The following is a 19,424-nucleotide window of genomic DNA, read 5'->3' on the forward strand; positions in this document are numbered from 1 at the left end:
AATTACTTCTCCCAGCGTTCCGCTGCTTTCGTGTCTGAATCACGAGAATCAACCCAACGCGTCGTTTCGGTCGTGCGTTCCTTTTTCCAAAAGGGAGCCTTGGTTTTCAGGAAGTCCATAACGAATTCACAGGCTTCAAATGCAGCACCACGGTGTGCACTGGATACACCAACGTAAACAATCTGGTCGCCGATATCTAAGTCACCTACACGGTGGATAACACGCATCTTCTGAATAGGCCAGCGAGCCTCAGCTTGGTCACAGATCTCGCTCAGTGATTTTTCTGTCATACCCGGATAGTGCTCCAGAGACAAACCAATCACATTGTCGCCAAGGTTCATGTCGCGAACTTTACCAACGAACGTCACAATCGCTCCGGCAGCTGTACCTTGAGCCAAGTAGTCGTATTCGTCGCCTACAGAGAAATCCTCTGTTGTCACTAATACTCTTGGATCCATGCTTAGCCTCCAGTCACTGGTGGGAAGAAAGCGACTTCATCGCCGTCTTTCACTTCAGTCGTCAAAGGCACAATAGATTGGTTAAGCGCAGCCAGAAGCTTGCCCTCTTCCAATGCGATATCCCATTTGCCTTCTTGCGTGACAAGGTGGCTGCGAATCGCTTCGATGGTGCTGAATTGCGCATCAACTTCTAGGCTATCAACACCGACAAGTTCACGAGTTTGAGCAAAGAAAAGTACAGTGATCATGATTCCACCTTAAAGTGTCCAGATTTACCACCCGTCTTCTCTAACAGACGTACGTTCTCGATAACAATGTCTTTCTGAACAGCTTTACACATATCGTAAATCGTCAGTGCAGCAACAGAAGCAGCCGTTAGCGCCTCCATTTCTACGCCCGTCTTACCCGCAAGCTTACAAACAGATTCAATGCGAACCTTATTTTCAGACTCGATCGCTTCAAGCTGCACTTCTACTTTGGTTAATAGCAGAGGGTGACACAGTGGAATCAAATCCCACGTCTTCTTCGCCGCTTGGATACCCGCAATGCGTGCCGTTGCGAAAACATCACCTTTATGGTGGCTACCAGAAACAATCAGCTCTAGCGTTTCTGCCGACATTTGAACGAATGCTTCCGCTCTCGCTTCACGTACTGTCTCAGCTTTAGCCGATACGTCGACCATGTTTGCTTCGCCAGACGCGTTAATGTGTGTAAATTGGCTCATACTCAAACCGCCTTATACAGAAAGGTGTGGCATGAAGTTACAAGGGCGGTGGCTAGCATCCATCTGTTGCTTGATGATCTTAGTCCAACCTGTACGGCAAGCGCCTGTAGAGCCTGGCATAGCAAAGATTACTGTGTGGTTAGCAAAACCCGCAATCGCACGCGATTGAATCGTCGATGTACCGATCTCTTCGTAAGACACTTGACGGAAAAGCTCACCAAAGCCTTCTACTTCTTTGTCGAACAGTGGCTTAAGCGCTTCAGGCGTGCTGTCACGAGAAGTAAAACCCGTACCACCCGTGATCATAATCGCTTGTACGCTTTCATCAGCGATCCACTTAGATACGATCGCTCGGATCTTGTACATGTCGTCGATAACGATTTGCTTATCAACCACGTTGTGACCCGCTTCTTTAGCATGCTCTGCTAGGTAACCGCCTGACGTATCATTTTCTTCTGTACGAGTATCTGAAACCGTTAGTACTGCGATGTTTGCTGCTTGGAATTTGCTTTCTGCGTGACCCATTTGTTCACCTATATAAATTTTTCATTAGACTGATTCGCCCAGCCTAAAGAAGCTGAGCGATAAAATGCTTTAGAGTATATAGCGGGTTAACCGCCGATTGACGCCAAGTTTGGAGTCATGCCGCTGTTGCCATCGTGTAAGAAGTGGCTAACGGACTTGGTTTGAAGCTGAGCCTGAATTCGATCAATGAGCTCTTGCTCTTGTTGATCTTCTTGAATCAGATCTCTCAGTTCAACACCATGGTCGCCAAACAGACATAGGTGAAGTTTACCGGTCGCAGAAACGCGCAGACGGTTACAACTCTCACAAAAGTCTTTCTCGTAAGGCATGATCAAACCGATTTCACCCTTGTAGTCTGGGTGGACAAACACTTGCGCCGGACCATCGTTAACGGCTTTGACTTTTAGCAGCCAACCATTAGCAATAAGCTGGTTGCGAATCGCAACGCCAGACACATGATGTTTATCGAACAACTCGTCCATCTCGCCGGTTTTCATCAGCTCGATAAAACGTAATTGAATGGGTTTGTCTTTGATCCAATTAAGGAAGGCTGGTAATTCCTGACTATTGAGGTCTTTCATTAATACGACGTTGACTTTGACTTGTTCAAAGCCAACCTCAAACGCTTTATCAATGCCTCGCATAACCTCAGTAAACTTATTCTCACCAGTGATCTGATGGAACATGCGCGAATCTAAACTATCCACGCTCACGTTTATATGGGTTAAACCAGCATCACGCCATTGCCCTACTTGTTTCTCCATGCGGTAGCCATTCGTTGTGGTGGCCACTTTTTCGATGCCTGGAGTAGAAGCAACGGTATGTATGATTTCAGGAAAGTCTTTACGCAGACTCGGCTCTCCGCCTGTAATGCGGATCTTTGAGGTACCACAATCTGCAAACGCTTTAACAACGCGTTTGATCTCGGGAACACTTAAAAAAGACGAGTTTTTTTGCCCTGACGGTTTATAACCATCTGGCAAGCAGTAAGTACATTTAAAGTTACAGACGTCTGTAACCGACAAGCGCAAGTAATAAAACTTGCGATGGAATCTATCTTCGAATTGTTGCGCCACGGAACACCTTTCCAAACACGGGAGGCATAATCATTTCCAATTAAGCCCTTGTGACAACATGTCACTGGCTCTTGATGCGTATCGGTACAGCAAATACCACTGTGCGACTTAGCATGCGAGAGCTCGGAGTTATGGCAACTGCGCGTTATATTCACACGCGCAGTAGCTGAGTAATAAAATACTTAATATTTGTACGTGAATCTAGCTCTGATGGTAAAAAACGGGTCACATCGGCAAAAAAAACGTATCAAACGCTCAAAATAACTCTTGTTGAGTATATAGCGAGAAGCATTTAACCTAAATTATAGTTGGTAATAACCTAACAAGAACAATAAATGAATATTTACTCTTCAAAGAAAGTCGTAGCAATCGGTGGTGGCCATGGCTTAGGTCGCATGTTAGCTGCATTAAAAGACTTTGGTAACAACGCAACAGGCATTGTTGCGACGACAGATAACGGCGGTTCCACCGGACGTATTCGAGATTGCCAAGGTGGCATCGCATGGGGAGATACACGCAACTGTATCAACCAATTAATCACAGAACCTTCAATCAGTTCGATGATGTTCGAATACCGATTTCGCGGCCAAGGTGAGCTAGACGGTCATAACTTGGGTAACCTAATGCTAACGGCGTTAGACAACCTTTCCGTTCGCCCATTGGAAGCGATTAACCTGATTCGAAATATGCTCAAGGTCGATGTCAATATCGTTCCGATGACTGAGCATCCTTCAGACCTCACGGCTCTATCAATGGACGGCCGCTGGGTAACCGGCGAAACCAACGTTGATGACATGACGGAAAAACTGCGCATGATGGACTTGTCTCCAGAAGTGCCGGCAACCAAAGAAGCGGTTGCTGCCGTTGAACAAGCAGACTGCATTGTTCTTGGCCCAGGAAGCTTTTTAACCAGTGTGATGCCCCCTCTTCTCCTTCCAGAGATTGGCAAAGCCATAGCTGAGAACACCAAGGCAAAAGTTATCTTCGTTGAAAACCTTTCGCCAGAGCACGGTCCCGCAGGGAAAATGACGCTTCAAGAGCAATTGGAGTGGTGTGAACGTACCTGTAAGGCAAGAAAGATAGACATAGTTTTGGGCAATGAACCACACCCTGAATTAGAAGGGCAATGGAATTGTGTGACCACCGATCTTGCATCAGCAAACCGAGATTGGCGACACGACCGTGTGAAGCTTCAACAAGCCATTGAAGCCCAGTTGGCTTAAGCCTTAAGTTAAAGCGACAGACAACAAAAAAGGAGCATGCTGCTCCTTTTTTAATCTCAGTAATAACTCGCTGTTTTAAAGGTCCGTCATCAACTGCTGATATTCAGTGTACGTCGATAACAGGAGGTCTTGCATATCTTGAAAATCAATCTCGGTTACAGGCAACGCTTGCTTCACTTTTGCGTCTAAGCTAATCGCAAAACTACACAAAGAATCCGCACCAAAGCTTGCTGCGCTGCTCTTAAGCGCATGACTGATATCAGCCAAGTACTTAGAGGTATCCGACTCTTTATTTATCTCTAGGTGTTCGTAGTAGCCTTTCAACTCACCTAAAAAGATTTCCAGTAAAACCGGGACATTCTCTTGGCCTATTTCGCCGGCAAGCTCATCAACTTTTTGCTGATTTAATACTTTCGTCATTATTATTTTCTTATTGTTTGTTGATTACTGCTTCGCATTCCACGTTTGCAACTTACGGTATATCGTCGATGGACTGACATCTAAGAAACCTGCCGCACGAGGGATGTTGCCATCACACGCTTTAATGGCCTGCTCGATAGCCGTTTTCTCAGTGATCCACAATGGGAAAATATCTTTTACCGTGATGTCTTCATTCTGCTTCTCTTTCAATCGCAGACTGTTTTCAATCGGTTGGTTCAACGGTGGTGGAAGCATGTTGAGAGTAATCTCTTTGCCGTTATTCAAAACCACCACGTTCCGCAACACGTTTTGTAGCTGACGAACGTTACCCGGCCACTCATATTGATTAAAGCGATCAAGTACTTCCTGAGCAAAACGTACAAACGCCTTCCCCTCCTCGACCGACATATAGCCTAGCAGAGAATACGCGATCTCGATGACATCTTCACCACGCTCACGCAATGGCGGCAAGTGCAATGGAATCACGTATAAACGATAGTATAAATCTTCTCTAAAGCGACCTTCTTGTACTTCTTTCCAAGGGTCACGGTTGGTCGCACACACAAAACGAACGTCGACACTCTTCATCTTCGAAGAGCCGACTTTTTGGAAAGTACCGGTTTGGATAAAGCGCAGCAGCTTGGTTTGCAGCTCTAAGTCCATTTCGCACAGTTCATCAAGGAACAGTGTTCCACCATCAGCAAGCTCAGCAGCACCTTGGCGATCGGTCGCAGCACCGGTAAAGGCACCTTTAACGTGGCCAAACAGCTCACTTTCAATCAGGTCTTTAGGGATAGCGGCACAGTTAATCGCGATGAACGGCTTATCGCCACGCTTACTCGCCGCATGAATGGCTTCTGCACATACCTCTTTACCGGTACCACTTTCACCAGTAATGAAAATGCTCGCCTTACTCGATGCAGCAGAATCGATAGTTCGGTAAACCTGCTGCATGGTTTGGCTGCTGCCGATAAAACCTTGGTAGTTCTGGTTTCCCGGGTGTTCCGAGCTATTTTTAAGTTTGGTGGCTTTGCGGATCGCATTATTCACCGTAATACGGAGTCGGTCGGCTTCACACGGTTTGATAAGGAAATCTTGAGAGCCATGACGCATCGCTTCTACAGCGGTATCGATAGAGCCGTGAGCCGTCATGAAGATAACTGGAACTTCAGGGTATTTTTGTTTTACAGCAAATAGTACGTCCATACCCGTCATATCAGGCAGACGTAGATCTAATAAAATAAGGTCTGGGATTCGATGATTCAAACTCTCGATTGCATCGCGGCCAGTGCCGACAATGTTGATATCAATTTCGAGCGGTGTAAGATACGAGCGATATAAAGCTGCTACCGAAGCGGTATCCTCTACCATCAACAAATACTTCGATTTGTTATCTAGCGTTTTTGATTGCATATCCTAGCCATTTATAATTTGCATTTCTTATTATAGTCGCATTCCGCTTTGCATTATGCAAATTAGCCACAGTATTTGTAGTGTGTTTTTTTACTTGCTTCAAACAATCAATGTTTTATCTATCTGGCACGAACGATGCAACGGTATAAATGACCTTCGGGTCACCTAGCCAACTGACGTTGTTAGTGGACCGATTGTTCACAAACGTAAGCCAGTAGAACATTTACTACTGGCTGTTTTTTTGTCTGAAACACTCTCAATTCTTGTGTTGAGGGGGATCAATTCTCGAGCGAAAAGTGAGATTAGCTGTTGGTAATAAACTGCTTTCTTAACTGATCAATTTCATCACGCTTCTGTGCGGCCAATTCAAATTCCAGATTCTGAGCATGCTGATACATCGCAGATTCTAGCTTGCTGATCTCTTTATCAAGCTGTTGCGGCGTAAGTACTGCATAACTTTCAGAAGGCTCTGCCACCTTAGATAGTGGAACTTGTTTCGATTGGCGCTGCTGCTTCGACTTGGTTAGATCACCCAGTTCCATAATGTCTTTGATATTGCGTTTCAACGCTTGCGGAGTGATGCCTTGCTCTTCGTTGTAGGCTTGCTGTTTCTCGCGACGACGATCGGTTTCATCAATCGCTTTTCTCATCGACTTAGTAATCGAATCACCATAAAGGATTGCTCGACCTTCCAAGTTACGAGCAGCACGACCAATGGTTTGAATCAGAGAACGCTCAGAACGCAAGAAGCCCTCTTTATCTGCATCAAGAATCGCCACCAGCGACACTTCAGGCATATCCAAACCTTCACGAAGTAAGTTAATGCCCACTAACACATCGAACTTGCCCAAACGTAGGTCTCGGATGATCTCTACACGCTCAACGGTATCGATATCCGAGTGCAAGTAACGCACTTTAACGCCGTGCTCACTTAGGTATTCGGTTAAGTCTTCTGCCATTCTCTTGGTCAACGTGGTAACCAAAACACGCTCTTCTTTCACTGAACGGATTCTGATTTCAGACAGCAAGTCATCCACCTGCGTCGCGACAGGTCTTACTTCGATGATTGGGTCTAACAGACCAGTAGGACGTACCACTTGATCAGCAATCTCGCCATCTGATTTTTCAATCTCGTAATTACCTGGTGTTGCCGACACAAAAATCGTTTGTGGGGCTATAGACTCAAATTCTTCAAACTTCATTGGACGGTTATCCAATGCAGAAGGCAGTCTAAAACCAAACTCGACCAAGGTTTCTTTACGAGAACGGTCACCTTTATACATCGCACCAATTTGCGGCACAGTCACGTGTGACTCATCGATGATCAGCAAACCATCATCAGGCAGGTAGTCAAATAACGTTGGCGGCGCTTCCCCTTCCGCACGGCCGCTCAAGTATCGTGAATAGTTTTCGATACCGGAACAGAAGCCAAGCTCAGTCATCATCTCAATATCAAACTGAGTTCTTTGAGAGATACGCTGCTCTTCCAAAAGCTTATTGTTGTCTTTTAAGTATTGAGCACGATCGCGCAGTTCGTCCTTGATGTTCTCAATCGCCTCAAGGATTTTTTCTCTTGGCGTTACATAGTGAGTTTTTGGATAAACCGTAAAGCGCGGCAAGTCTCTTTGTTTCACCGCACCAGTCAGAGGATCAAAAATACTAATGCAGTCCACTTCGTCATCGAACATCTCAATTCGAACCGCATCTTGGTCAGATTCAGCCGGAAAGATATCAATCACCTCACCACGAACACGGAACTGACCACGTTCAAAGGCGACATCGTTTCTTGAATATTGCAGCTCAGCCAATCGACGCAGGATGTCTCGCTGATCCATCACCTCGCCACGACTCAAATGAAGCATCATCTTCAAATAAGACTTAGGATCACCCAGACCGTAGATAGCCGACACAGAAGCCACAATGATGGCGTCTTTTCGTTCTAATAAGGCTTTGGTTGCCGAAAGCCTCATTTGTTCGATATGAGCGTTCACAGACGCATCTTTCTCGATGAACGTGTCCGTGGTTGGAACGTAGGCTTCAGGTTGGTAGTAATCGTAGTAAGAAACGAAATACTCAACGGCATTGTTTGGAAAGAAAGATTTCATCTCACCGTAAAGTTGAGCCGCCAATGTCTTGTTAGGCGCTAACAGAATCGCAGGTCTTTGAGATTGGGAAATGACGTTGGCAAGGGTAAAGGTTTTACCTGAGCCCGTTACCCCTAGTAGAGTTTGATGTGCCAAACCAGAATCTAATCCGTCTAGTAATTTGGTTATCGCTGTCGGCTGATCACCGGACGGGCTGTAGTCCGATACCAAGTCAAAGAGTTTACTCATAGGTCGCCATTTCCATACTGTTTTTTTAATCAGGTCATTGTCACTCTAGGAGGAGTGTCGTTGCAACAATTATCTAGAGAAATGCATCTTAAGATCAGAGATCAGTTATAGCTTTTATTTTTAGAACTTGGTATTATCCGTGCCCTGCAAAGTTTCCCCAGCTAAATTACTCGAATTTTAATCCACTACTTTTCCCCAAAAAACCTAAAAATACCGCTTGTTTTACTGTTCATTTTATAATCTACAAAAGTTATACAATTGCGACATTTTGCTATAAATCTTTTAAATACATTACGTTAGATAAGGTTTTTACATTTTTCGATTTATCCCGATTATTGTTGTTAAAGTTTCACACACACACTTATCCACAATTTTGGTGGATAACTAAAGCAAAGCTAAATCCTATAAGGCGTTCAAGAAAGTAAAGTTTTTTATCTTACTTTTTTCTGATATTTTTTATTGACAGAAATCCGGACAATTATTAGAATTCGCGTCGCTAACAAGCAATTCCCCTTTAGTTCAGTTGGTAGAACGGCGGACTGTTAATCCGTATGTCGCAAGTTCAAGTCTTGCAAGGGGAGCCAAATTCAGAAAAAAGCTCAATCGAAAGATTGGGCTTTTTTCGTATATAACTGCGACTAACTTGTTCCAAGTTAATGTCACAAACCTAGCCGCCCGCGTTCAAGTCTCGACAAGGGGGCCAAATTTAAAGAAGCCGCATCATTCGATGCGGCTTTTTGCGTTTTAGTCGAAACAAAAGCCCTACAGGCACAGCTTTGATTAACTCACATCCATAAAAAAACGCCTCACAAGGAGGCGTTTGGGCTTAGTGACTAAACTGAGCTTTATTCTAGATTAGACGTCGTTTAGCGGTTATGCTTCTGCTGTAACAACATTTGTCTGAGTCTCTTTACCGGCTTGGTCTTGATCAAATCCTTCATGCAGGTGGTAGTAGCGCTTATAAACAAGAGCACTTACCGTCATTAGAATCGCTGGTAAACCTACCATCATAAACTGCAGTCCCATGATAGTGCTGTCAGACTGTTCCACGTTTGGTACATAACCCACCACAGACAAGCCCATACCAACAATAAAACCACCAGCCGCGCCTGCAAACTTAACAAGCATCGTTTGAACAGAGAAGATAACACTCTCACTGCGACGACCCGTTTTGTGTTCACCGTAATCAACAACATCGGCAAGCATTACAGTTTGCAGTGCGTTAGCGATACCCACACCAAACTTGATAGCAGCACCTGCGATACCGATTAGAATCGCGTTACCTGGAGCGATAAAGCCCATGATAAGTAGAGTGGTACAAGACAGCACTGGGAAGCCACAAGCGATAACCCATAGGTGTTTGCGTGGTAACACTGATGCAATACGAGGGAACAAGAATACGCCTGCAACTTCAGCGATACCTGCCACCATCATATAAACGGGGAACAAGTCAGCGTTGCCTAAAGCGTAAGAGAAGTAGTAAATCGCAAAACCACCCACCAACAAGTTTGCTATTTGGAACGACAATACGGTACCAATAAGTGCTTTTAGTTGGTCATTCTTACCAATGATAACCATTACATCTTTAAAGCTGAAACGCTCAGCTGGTTTCGCATTTGCTGGTGCCGATTTTTCTTTTACGTTGCGAGCAATCAAGAATGCACTCATCACGAACAGCACAGCAATCAACATAGCAACGTTGAAGAAACCTTGTCCTTGGTCGCCGTCACCCAGTTTACCGACAATATGTAGCCCGTAAGTACCCGTAATAAACCACGCCAAGCTAGCAAATAATCGTGGCCAAACAACCAGCTTTTCACGTTCTTGACGAGAGCTCGATAGTGCAGGAATCAAAGACCAATATGGAATGTCCATAATAGTGTACGTAAGGCCCCACAGAATATAAGCAGCCGCTGCATAAATGTATAACGTAGTGCCTTCAAACATATGCGTACTAAAAAGACCAACAAGCACTACAGCATTTAACAGGGTTCCAATCACTATCCAAGGACGGAATTTACCAAACTTAGAGCGTGTGTTATCAACGATAACGCCCATCATTGGGTCGGTCACCGCGTCGACAATGCGCGCGGCCAAAAAGATAGTACCCACAAATGCCGCTGACAGCCCAGCAACATCGGTGAAGTAAAACATTAAGAAGATGTAGATTGGAGCACAGGCAAAGTCTTTACCTAAAGCCCCAAGTCCATACGATAATTTGGTTTGTAGAGTAATTTGATCAGACATAGTATTTCCTTCAGGCGCGTAACTTCATCTCCTAACAGACGTTGAAACGCTTACCTTTTATTTATAATAATTTATCCACTCAAGTTCTGTTTTAGAGCCACTCTGTGGTCGCTTCTTAAAACACTCAAGTATCAAGTCCGATGCTAATGTAACCATTCCAACGAACAGATACTGTGATCAACAACCACTCCATGGAAACGTTTTCAGTCAAATATCCAAAGTGAGAGATCGAACAATAAAACCCTCGAATTGATAGAGAATATCGCTAATTAAAGTGCTCAAAACAGTTCATTGTGTGAAGTAACGCATGAGAACGATTACATAAGTACAGTATCACGCTGGGAATACCTACAGTTCTCCAATCTATACGGGCACATCAAATTGATTTGATAGTTCATGACGGCTTATTAAAGGCAATAAAAAACCGCGTAATTTCACCTACGCGGTTCATCAAATATAAAGCCTATGCTAAAACTTACTCGATACGTTCAAACTTAATCAGCATCGCTGTTTCTGCGTCAAGTATTGGCATCGTCAGCCCCACCTCGGCACACCAAGCACCTGATAATTCACAGCAAGACTCTGTCCATGGCGGTTGATAATTCACAATATCATCGTAATTTGACGGTTTATCAATCACAGATACCTTGTATAAACTTTGTGGATCTAGCCCAGGTATACGCAAATGACCACTCAATGAATTGGTTGGCATCGCAAGCTGTGCAATCATCACCACAGCTTCTGACACATCTTCGGAGACGACCGCATGGATTTGATGGGCACTATCGTCCGTTGGAACTCGCCAAGTTCTCCCGCTATGCAGTAACAGGCGCAGCATCTTATGTAGCTTGATGTAGTGTTCAAAGCCCTGCTTCTCTTCTTGCACTTCTTTCACAGGATCTAATTCAATCCCCATATGACCAAACAGTGCTGTTAGACCACGAAACTCAATACTATGACGACGACGAGTGCTGTGGCAGTGGCTCGCACCAATATGGCTTCCCATTACCTCAGGGGGGAAGAAGTAACTCATCCCACGCTGAATCGTTTGTCTTTCCAGAGCGTCATTGTTATCAGACGCCCAAAAACGTTGCGTACGCTTAAGAACCTCAAAATCGATACGACCACCACCAGCCGCACACGATTCAATATCAACCATTGGGTGCTTCTCTCGGACTTTATCGACCAACTCATAATAACGAGCGGTTTGTTGATGAGCCGCAGCCCTGCCTAGATGCGCAGGTTGTACAACTTCTCGGTTCATATCCCACTTAATGTAAGCAATGTTGTACTGACTTAAGAAGTGGTCAAGACGCTCAAACAAAAAGTCGAATGCTTGTTGATTCTGAAGATCGATAACATATTGATTACGACCCGTTGGTTGGTCATAGCCGTCCACCGCAAGCAACCAGTCTGGATGGGCTCGGTATAAGTCAGAATCCTTATTGATCATCTCAGGTTCGAACCACAATCCAAACTCCATACCCAACTGATTAACGTGCTCAACTATCGGATCTAAACCATTTGGGTATTTTTCTTCATCTAAGAACCAATCCCCTAGCGCAGCCTTGTCTCCGCAGCGCCCTTTGAACCAGCCATCGTCAATGATAAAACGCTCTACTCCCATATCCGCGGCTTGGCTAGCCATCGACATAATATAATCAGGATCATGGTCAAAATAGATGCCTTCCCAAGTATTAAGATGGATAGGTCGAGGCTTTTGTGCGAAAGACTCCGGCAAGATGGAACAACGCACATGGGAGTGGAACTGATGGCTCATTCCATTTAAGCCTTCCGAACTGAAACTGGCATATAACCAAGGTGTCGTTAAGCTTTCACCTTCATCCAATGTAATCTCACCCGGTAGATAAATAACTTCCGCTTGCACGTAGCGACGACCGTCTGCTTTTACATCCGCGCGCAGTCTGTGGTTACCACTCCAAGCGAAGTGAATCCCCCACACATCACCTGCCATTTCATTAAAGTTAGCGGTACCGACAACCATCGCTGGATAATGTTCATGAGACGTTCTTCCGCGACGATTTTCTTGCTGATAGCCCCCTTGCTGTAAGGGTTGACGCACCGTTTGGAACTCATGTACCCAGCGGCCGTAGTACGTCATCAACTCATTAGCTCTTGCTGGTAATGGCAAAGTATTGGCGAGACGGTTCACCTGATAAAGGCCGGCTTTAACGTTGGTTAAGGTGTGACGAGATTTCACAACATCATGTTTATCGAGGCATAACTCGGTTGTTAAACGTAAGCCTGCACGTATATCTTCACTCTCAATGATTAGGCTAGATGGTGTTTGTTGAACATCCGTAATAGAGAAAACAGGCGCCCAGTCCAATCCGTCTCGGTGCCCTTCTAATGCCGGACTGCTGAAAACACCGCGCCCGAGCTCTGGGCTCAGAGACATAGCAACATCATTATCAAGGCGGCCGTATGGAACCGGTCTTTCAAGAGAAACACGGAAGCTAGCTAAATCACCACGAACGGGAGCTCCCCAATGAAGAATTTCGGCAAAATCGCCAAGTTCTACAATCAGTTGCGAGTGTTGACCGGTAATATCAATTAGGGATTTATTCGTCATTTTTTTAACCTTAACGCGTTTAATTACCCCGTATCATAATTATTAAGCCCAGAGTTTCTGTGATCAAACTCGAAATCATGAAAACGTTTCCAGTAAATATTCAAGACTGATAACTTTGGTAAATAGCTCCTAATTCAAAGATTTAGATTGACCACCATTCCATCTCATATTGCCTACCTCTAGGTAGAATTGAACTTTCCACTCTAAATAAAGCAATATAAAACGATAATTAATGGCAATTTAATCTTTTAAATTCAGTACATTAAATCAAAGTTCCCATTAACACATAGGCTAAAATACATTTCCTCTTGAACTGATCACATCACACTCGTATTCTTAGATCTTCGAGTACATCTATGAAGTGTCTCTCTGGGTCCTAACTTTTACATTCCAGCTTGACGGTACAGAACACGATGCTTGTAGCCTTGCTGCTGCATTTGCTTTGATACTTACTTCCTTGTCTCACGAGCCCAGTTATCATTAACTGGGCTGCTTTTCCTCAAAGCCCTCGAACAACCCGACACTCAAAGTACCTCAAACCCGCTTCACCTCAAATTCCAAGACAACCAACAGCATAATCACTCCCTCTAAACCACCACATAGCACTGAGTAAAGAAAACGATTCCACTTTAAAATCACAAAACCTAGCGTAAAAACACCTATACAAGCCCAATAATCAGATCAAAATCACACAAAATAATCACAAACCCATCAATAGCATAAAAATGCCAACTTCATCATGAAAACGTTTCCAGAGTTTATTTACACTCTCGCTCGAGTTAGGACTCAAACATAAAAATATCCATAAATAAAAAATAATGGAGACACTTCATGAAACAAAAAATGCTAGTCAAAGCATTAGGATTCACTCTGTCCCTCGCCCCATTAGTCAGCTTCGCTGCAGTGGAGAACGTAACGTATTTTGGTTATGCAAAATGGGGCAACATCTACACCGATAATGACCAACATAACGACGGCAAAGGAGAACGCAACGACGTTATTCGAGCGGGCCAAGGTTACGGTAACTACCGTTTAGGTAATGAACTAAATTGGTGGGAAGCGGGAGTGAAAGCCGATGTATGGCGTGACAATGACGCCTATTTTGACACCACGATTTATCTAGGCAGTGGAGATAGCTGGGGAGACGTGAGTACGATTCAGCTTTGGTCAGCAGGCCATGGGCTTATCGACGGCCAACCCAACGCAAAAATTTGGGCAGGTGAACGTTTTTACCGTCGCCACGAAGTCCACATGATAGATGTGAAGTACTGGGATACATCCAGCACCGGTCTTGGTATTGAAGATTGGGATCTCGGCTTTGCTGATGCTCACTTAGCTTGGATGGCACCAAACTCTTCAAGTGACGATGGACGCAGCCTTCATAACATCGATGCCCGCTTAAGTGGCATTGAGCTAAGTGAAACAGCAGACCTAACACTCGGCCTAAACTACGTAACCACGCAGAACTCAAGCTACGACGATAAAGACATTACTACTTCTGGCGCAATGCTCTCTGCTCTTTACCGTCAAGCTTGGAACTACGGTTCAAACACCTTGGCCTTCCAATATGGTACCGATGCGTTGGCAGGTGGATTAATGAGTGCTGAAGGTGGATCAAACAGAAAATACAGCACGGGTGTGGAACACGATGGTTCTAGCTGGCGCCTATTTAACCACGGTGACTTGAATATCAGTGAAGATGTTCAAGTGATGTACTCCATCGCTTATCAAGACAAAAACCTAGATAACAACGATGGTGAGAAGTGGTTCAGTGTCGGAGCTCGTCCTCAATATGCTTGGACAGATTACATGTCGACAGCATTAGAGGTGGGTTACGAAACGGTAGAAGCTCAAAACGGCTCGGGCACCAACGATATGTATAAAGTGACCGTGGCTCAAATGTTCCAAGCTGGAAAAGGGGTATGGGCTCGTCCATCTATTCGTATTTTTGCGACGTACTCTGAATCCAACAACGAATGGGACCGTGGTAACGAGACTTATGGAACGGCAACAAGCATCAATGCCGAGACTGTTGACGAGATTACCTTTGGTTTCAACGTAGAGACTTGGTGGTAAACCACCACACCCGAGCGTCTGTTCAATCAACGAATTGACGCTCAACACTGGAATAGCAATTTAACGGGGAAAGCCGATGTTTTCCCCTTTACTAAGGTAGCAATCAGATGAAATTAAAATCATTGGTGATCATTGTCGCGGCACTCACAGTTAGCGCATGCAGCGGAATACCTGAAAAGGAACTTAATACTGATTTCAATGAGAGTGCATGCTGCTCTCAGCTAAGTGCGCTGCCAATGACGCACTTGTCTGTTCCATTCCACCAACAAGTGATTATGGACGGTCATTTACCGACCCTTTCCTCTTCATTGTTAAATGACAATACACAAGCGGATAGCCAACGCTTTCCGACCATCGCGTACCAAATCAGTGACACGACAGAATCGCTGTCCTTACTCATTCGTTCATACATTAAAAATGATGCGCTATTCGCACCGTCTATTTATGTCTTTGACAAACAATGGCGACTGCTTGGTCAATACAGTACTAACGACTTCACTTACTACCCGACAGCGATGCAAGGGTTAGAAAGAATTGAAGCATCAATTGCACTCGAACCTCAACGAGACAACGCGCAATTTATTGTGGTCAGCGCCGATAGCACTAAGTTAGATAGCGCCATCAATCGAATTCATCCTGAAGATCTGTATTCAGAATCTCAGCAGATTATTGGCAATAAGCAACTGCCGTTGACTGCGACGTTGAGCAACGTAGGTGTCATTGATGTTACGGCGAGCAAATCAACAAACAGTGCGGTTTTGACTCTATTGGCTGAGCTTGGTGTTTCATCCGACAATGAACCCGAAACCTTAGGTTCAAAGCAAGTTTCTCAACCATCAAATCAGACAATTGAAACCAATCAAAAGGCGCAATGGCTGAATATCCAAAAAGACATTGACCAAGCCCTAAACAACAATGACATCAAACAAGCTGCATTTATTGCTAATCAAGCGGCCGAACAGGGCATACCCGAAGCAAAAGATTATTTATTAAAACAGCTCGCTGAATAGCTGAATAAGCCAACAGAACAATACGCATAACCAACGATTTGATAACGGTCATCACGGCTTAAAAGACCGATGACTTAATAGAATTATTACCAATATTGAACACTTTAAGAGTAGGAATACCATGAAGGCATTTTCAAACATCATCCAAAGACGCGATTGGGAAAACCCACAGTCTGTGAATATCCACTGCCTTAATGCGCACAGCCCATTATCAAGCTACCGCAACCTTAAGCACGCTCGAGACGGCATTGAGTCACAACGTAAATCTCTTAATGGACAATGGAAGTTCAAATACTTTGATGCACCTGAACAAGTTGACGGTGAATTTATCGAAACAAGTTTCAATGACTCACAATGGGACGAGATTACCGTACCATCGAACTGGCAAATGCAAGGCTACGATAAACCTATCTACGCCAACGTAAAATACCCATTTGAAGTGAACCCACCGTTTGTACCGGCAGAAAACCCAACCGGTTGTTACCGCACTCAAATTACGTTGACTAAAAATGACCTAAAGAACACCCAACGTATTATCTTTGATGGCGTCAATTCCGCTTTTCATCTTTGGTGTAATGGCAATTGGGTTGGTTACAGCCAAGATAGCCGCTTACCTGCCGAGTTCGACTTAACTCAGTATCTAACTGTTGGCGACAATACGCTTTCTGTCATGGTCATACGTTGGTGTGATGGTAGCTATTTAGAAGACCAAGATATGTGGTGGCTAAGCGGTATTTTCCGTGATGTGACCTTACTAGCTAAACCAAAGCAGTGCATTGAAGATGTGTTCGTTACGCCGGACTTAGACGCATGCTATCGCGATGGTTCACTGTCTATTGTCACCAAAATTACGGCACCAGACACTTACCAAGTTCAGGTTCAACTGTTTGACGGTGAAAACGCGGTGACTGAACCGCTTATCGATCGCCCTCATAATCGACGAATTGACGAGCGTGGCACCTACGATGATGTGGTATTCCAAACTCTTCATGTTCGAGATCCGAAGAAATGGAGCGCAGAAGTTCCTAACCTTTACCGAATTGTCGTGTCATTGCTTGATAGGCAAGGTAACCACATAGAAAGTGAAGCTTATCAAGTTGGATTCCGTAAAGTCGAAATGACAGACGGTCAGCTAAAGCTAAACGGCAAACCGCTATTGATTCGCGGCGTCAACCGTCATGAGCATCACCCAGAGTTGGGGCATGTGATGACAGAAGAAGACATGATCCGCGATATCTGTCTAATGAAGCAGTACAACTTCAATGCTGTGCGCACCGCTCACTACCCTAACCACCCACGATGGTACGAGCTGTGTGACGAATACGGTTTATATGTGTGTGATGAAGCGAACATCGAGACCCATGGCATGCAGCCTATGAATCGCTTGTCTGCGGATCCGCAATGGGCACACGCTTATATGAGTCGCTATACGCAAATGGTCATGCGTGATAAGAACCACCCTTCTATCATCATCTGGTCTTTGGGCAACGAGTCAGGGCACGGCAGCAGCCACAATGCGATGTATGCTTGGTCGAAACAGTACGATCCTTCTCGCCCGGTACAGTATGAAGGCGGTGGTTCAAATACCACAGCGACCGATATCATTGCGCCAATGTACGCACGCGTTAACAGCACTATCGAAGACGATGCCGTTCCAAAATGGTCTATCAAGAAATGGGTTTCTCTGCCTAACGAGCAACGCCCGCTTATTCTTTGTGAATACGCACACGCAATGGGTAACAGTTTGGGTAGCTTTAATGATTACTGGGATGCATTCCGAGAATATCCTCGCCTACAAGGCGGTTTCATCTGGGATTGGGTTGACCAAGGACTAAGCCAATGGGATGAAAACGGTGAACACTTCTGGGCCTACGGTGGAGACTTTGGCGATGTCATCAACGACCGTCAGTTCTGCATCAACGGTTTGATCTTCCCAGATCGCAGCGTACACCCGACCTTGGAAGAGGCGAAATACTGCCAGAGAATGATCAATGTGACGTTAGCAGAGCAAACTGAAGATCAATGCCGCCTAACGGTAACCAATGAAAACCTGTTCCGAGCGACTGACAATGAAATCTTACGCTGGCAATTGCTCGAAAATGGCATCGTGATTCAATCAGGGCAACAAGTCTTATCCGTTGCTGAAGATAGTAAACAAGAGCTGGTAATTGACCTCGCTTTCAAACCAAAAGCACAAGCCGAATATCATCTCAACACCGATATTACTCTGACTCATTCAACCAAGTGGGCAGAAGAAGGCCATGTTTGTGCGACGGAGCAATTTGCTTTACGTAACCATGCTGGCTTGCAACTCCCGATCACGGCAAATGCTTTGGCTCCCCAGTTACATCAGCAAGACAATAAAGTGGTCGTGTCTAGCCTAGATGAAACACATCAATGGCAATGGGATACAGAGAGTGGATTGTTGACCCACTGGATCGTTGATGGGCAACCGCAAGTTATCAAGGCACCTGTCGATAACTTCTATCGCGCGCCACTTGATAACGACATTGGTATCAGTGAGATAGACAACATCGACCCAAATGCATGGGCTTGTCGCTGGGAACTTGCAGGCATTGGTCAATGGGAGCGTCAGTGTACAAGTTGTGTCGTGCAAGCGCTCGCAGACTCAGTACAAGTGGCGTCAGTATTCGCCTACCAATTTAATGGCCAAATCCAAGCGATTACCAAATGGCAATACACCTTAAATAACCTAGGCGAAATGAATATCGCGGTTGATGTCAACTTAGCCGATCACTTACCACCGATGCCACGCATTGGTCTTGAGATGGAGCTACCTTTACCACTCGAAACTGCCAATGAAACTCCAGTATCGTGGCTGGGATTAGGTCCTTTTGAAAACTATCCAGACCGTTTGGCTGCTGCTCGATTCGGTTTACACAAACAGACACTGGATCAGATGCATACGCCGTATATATTCCCAACCGATAGCGGGTTACGTTGCGGAACCAAAAACTTGAATGTAGGAAATATCGGGATCGAAGGCGATTTTTCATTCAGTGTGAGTCAGTACAGCCAGCAACAATTAACGGATGCTAAGCATACCAATGACCTGACTCGTGAAGAGAAAATCTATGTACGCGTAGATCACCAACATATGGGTGTTGGTGGTGATGATTCTTGGAGTCCAAGTGTTCACCAAGAGTTTCAACTCACCGACAATCAATATCGTTATCAGGTTACGCTAACAAGCGCATCGTAAGTAGATTCGGACCAAGCGGCTTGCTCTAAGCCACTTGGTTCCCCTATTACTTTGGGTTACCTGTGATTACCTTACTTCACGCGACAACAGCTCACACGACAGC

14 protein-coding genes, 1 tRNA gene and 1 riboswitch are annotated in these 19,424 nt (G+C 44.9%); of the genes, 5 read left to right on the plus strand and 10 right to left on the minus strand.

Translation table 11 applies throughout. The features are described 5' to 3' along the window. Positions 1-2 precede the first annotated feature (2 nt). From moaE to moaA, 5 genes are all read right to left on the minus strand, one after another. Positions 3-458, minus strand: coding sequence for a molybdopterin synthase catalytic subunit MoaE (moaE, locus tag AB6F11_RS11745; RefSeq protein WP_081230609.1), 456 nt, complete (start codon positions 456-458; stop codon positions 3-5). 2 nt (positions 459-460) lie between these two features. Then, entirely contained in the window at positions 461-706 is a 246-nt protein-coding gene (moaD, locus tag AB6F11_RS11750; RefSeq protein ID WP_019823606.1) for a molybdopterin synthase sulfur carrier subunit, read from the minus strand. Further along, positions 703-1,182: a cyclic pyranopterin monophosphate synthase MoaC gene (moaC, locus tag AB6F11_RS11755; protein WP_004734026.1), complete on the minus strand. Its 480-nt coding sequence runs from the start codon at positions 1,180-1,182 to the stop codon at positions 703-705. The genes moaD and moaC overlap by 4 nt, the downstream gene beginning before the upstream one ends. 12 nt (positions 1,183-1,194) lie before the next feature. Then, complete coding sequence (gene moaB / locus AB6F11_RS11760; RefSeq protein ID WP_004734027.1) at positions 1,195-1,707, minus strand: molybdenum cofactor biosynthesis protein B; 513 nt, start codon at positions 1,705-1,707, stop codon at positions 1,195-1,197. Positions 1,708-1,793: 86 nt separating this feature from the next. After that, a complete protein-coding gene (gene moaA, locus AB6F11_RS11765) occupies positions 1,794-2,783 on the minus strand; it encodes a GTP 3',8-cyclase MoaA (protein WP_009848642.1) in 990 nt (329 codons plus the stop codon). After that, positions 2,772-2,924, minus strand: a riboswitch (molybdenum cofactor riboswitch). (Overlaps the previous gene by 12 nt.) Before the next feature lie 194 nt (positions 2,925-3,118). Between moaA and AB6F11_RS11770 the strand changes: the two genes are divergently transcribed. Next, entirely contained in the window at positions 3,119-4,006 is an 888-nt protein-coding gene (locus AB6F11_RS11770; RefSeq protein WP_048611585.1) for a YvcK family protein, read from the plus strand. 75 nt (positions 4,007-4,081) lie between these two features. Here AB6F11_RS11770 and luxU read toward each other — a convergent pair whose 3' ends face one another. From luxU to uvrB, 3 genes are all read right to left on the minus strand, one after another. Continuing rightward, the gene (gene luxU / locus AB6F11_RS11775; protein ID WP_017062179.1) at positions 4,082-4,426 is read right to left on the minus strand and encodes a quorum-sensing phosphorelay protein LuxU; all 345 of its coding nucleotides are present in this window, start codon (positions 4,424-4,426) and stop codon (positions 4,082-4,084) included. Positions 4,427-4,450: 24 nt separating this feature from the next. Next, entirely contained in the window at positions 4,451-5,839 is a 1,389-nt protein-coding gene (luxO, locus tag AB6F11_RS11780; protein WP_004734031.1) for a quorum-sensing sigma-54 dependent transcriptional regulator LuxO, read from the minus strand. A 302-nt stretch (positions 5,840-6,141) separates the two neighbouring features. Further along, complete coding sequence (gene uvrB / locus AB6F11_RS11785) at positions 6,142-8,172, minus strand: excinuclease ABC subunit UvrB (protein ID WP_017066592.1); 2,031 nt, start codon at positions 8,170-8,172, stop codon at positions 6,142-6,144. Positions 8,173-8,680: 508 nt separating this feature from the next. Here uvrB and AB6F11_RS11790 point away from each other — a divergent pair. Further along, positions 8,681-8,756: transfer RNA gene (locus tag AB6F11_RS11790), tRNA-Asn, on the plus strand. Positions 8,757-9,045: 289 nt separating this feature from the next. Here the strand turns inward: AB6F11_RS11790 and melB are convergent. Next, a complete protein-coding gene (gene melB, locus AB6F11_RS11795) occupies positions 9,046-10,419 on the minus strand; it encodes a melibiose:sodium transporter MelB (protein ID WP_102394332.1) in 1,374 nt (457 codons plus the stop codon). A 475-nt stretch (positions 10,420-10,894) separates the two neighbouring features. Further along, complete coding sequence (locus tag AB6F11_RS11800; protein ID WP_102394333.1) at positions 10,895-13,012, minus strand: alpha-galactosidase; 2,118 nt, start codon at positions 13,010-13,012, stop codon at positions 10,895-10,897. A gap of 831 nt (positions 13,013-13,843) precedes the next feature. On the opposite strand from AB6F11_RS11800, the gene AB6F11_RS11805 reads away from it, so the two are divergent. The 3 genes from AB6F11_RS11805 (at position 13,844) to AB6F11_RS11815 (ending at position 19,321) form a co-directional block, all read left to right on the plus strand. Beyond that, positions 13,844-15,088, plus strand: a complete 1,245-nt coding sequence (locus AB6F11_RS11805) for a carbohydrate porin (protein ID WP_102321134.1) — start codon at positions 13,844-13,846, stop codon at positions 15,086-15,088. A gap of 107 nt (positions 15,089-15,195) precedes the next feature. Next, the gene (locus AB6F11_RS11810; protein WP_102394334.1) at positions 15,196-16,098 is read left to right on the plus strand and encodes a MalM family protein; all 903 of its coding nucleotides are present in this window, start codon (positions 15,196-15,198) and stop codon (positions 16,096-16,098) included. Between the two features lie 121 nt (positions 16,099-16,219). Continuing rightward, positions 16,220-19,321, plus strand: coding sequence for a beta-galactosidase (locus AB6F11_RS11815; protein WP_102394335.1), 3,102 nt, complete (start codon positions 16,220-16,222; stop codon positions 19,319-19,321). The last annotated feature ends 103 nt before the right edge of the window (positions 19,322-19,424 follow it).

Origin of the sequence: Vibrio sp. 10N.247.311.14, assembly GCF_041467715.1 — a bacterium.
Lineage (GTDB): Bacteria > Pseudomonadota > Gammaproteobacteria > Enterobacterales > Vibrionaceae > Vibrio > Vibrio crassostreae_C.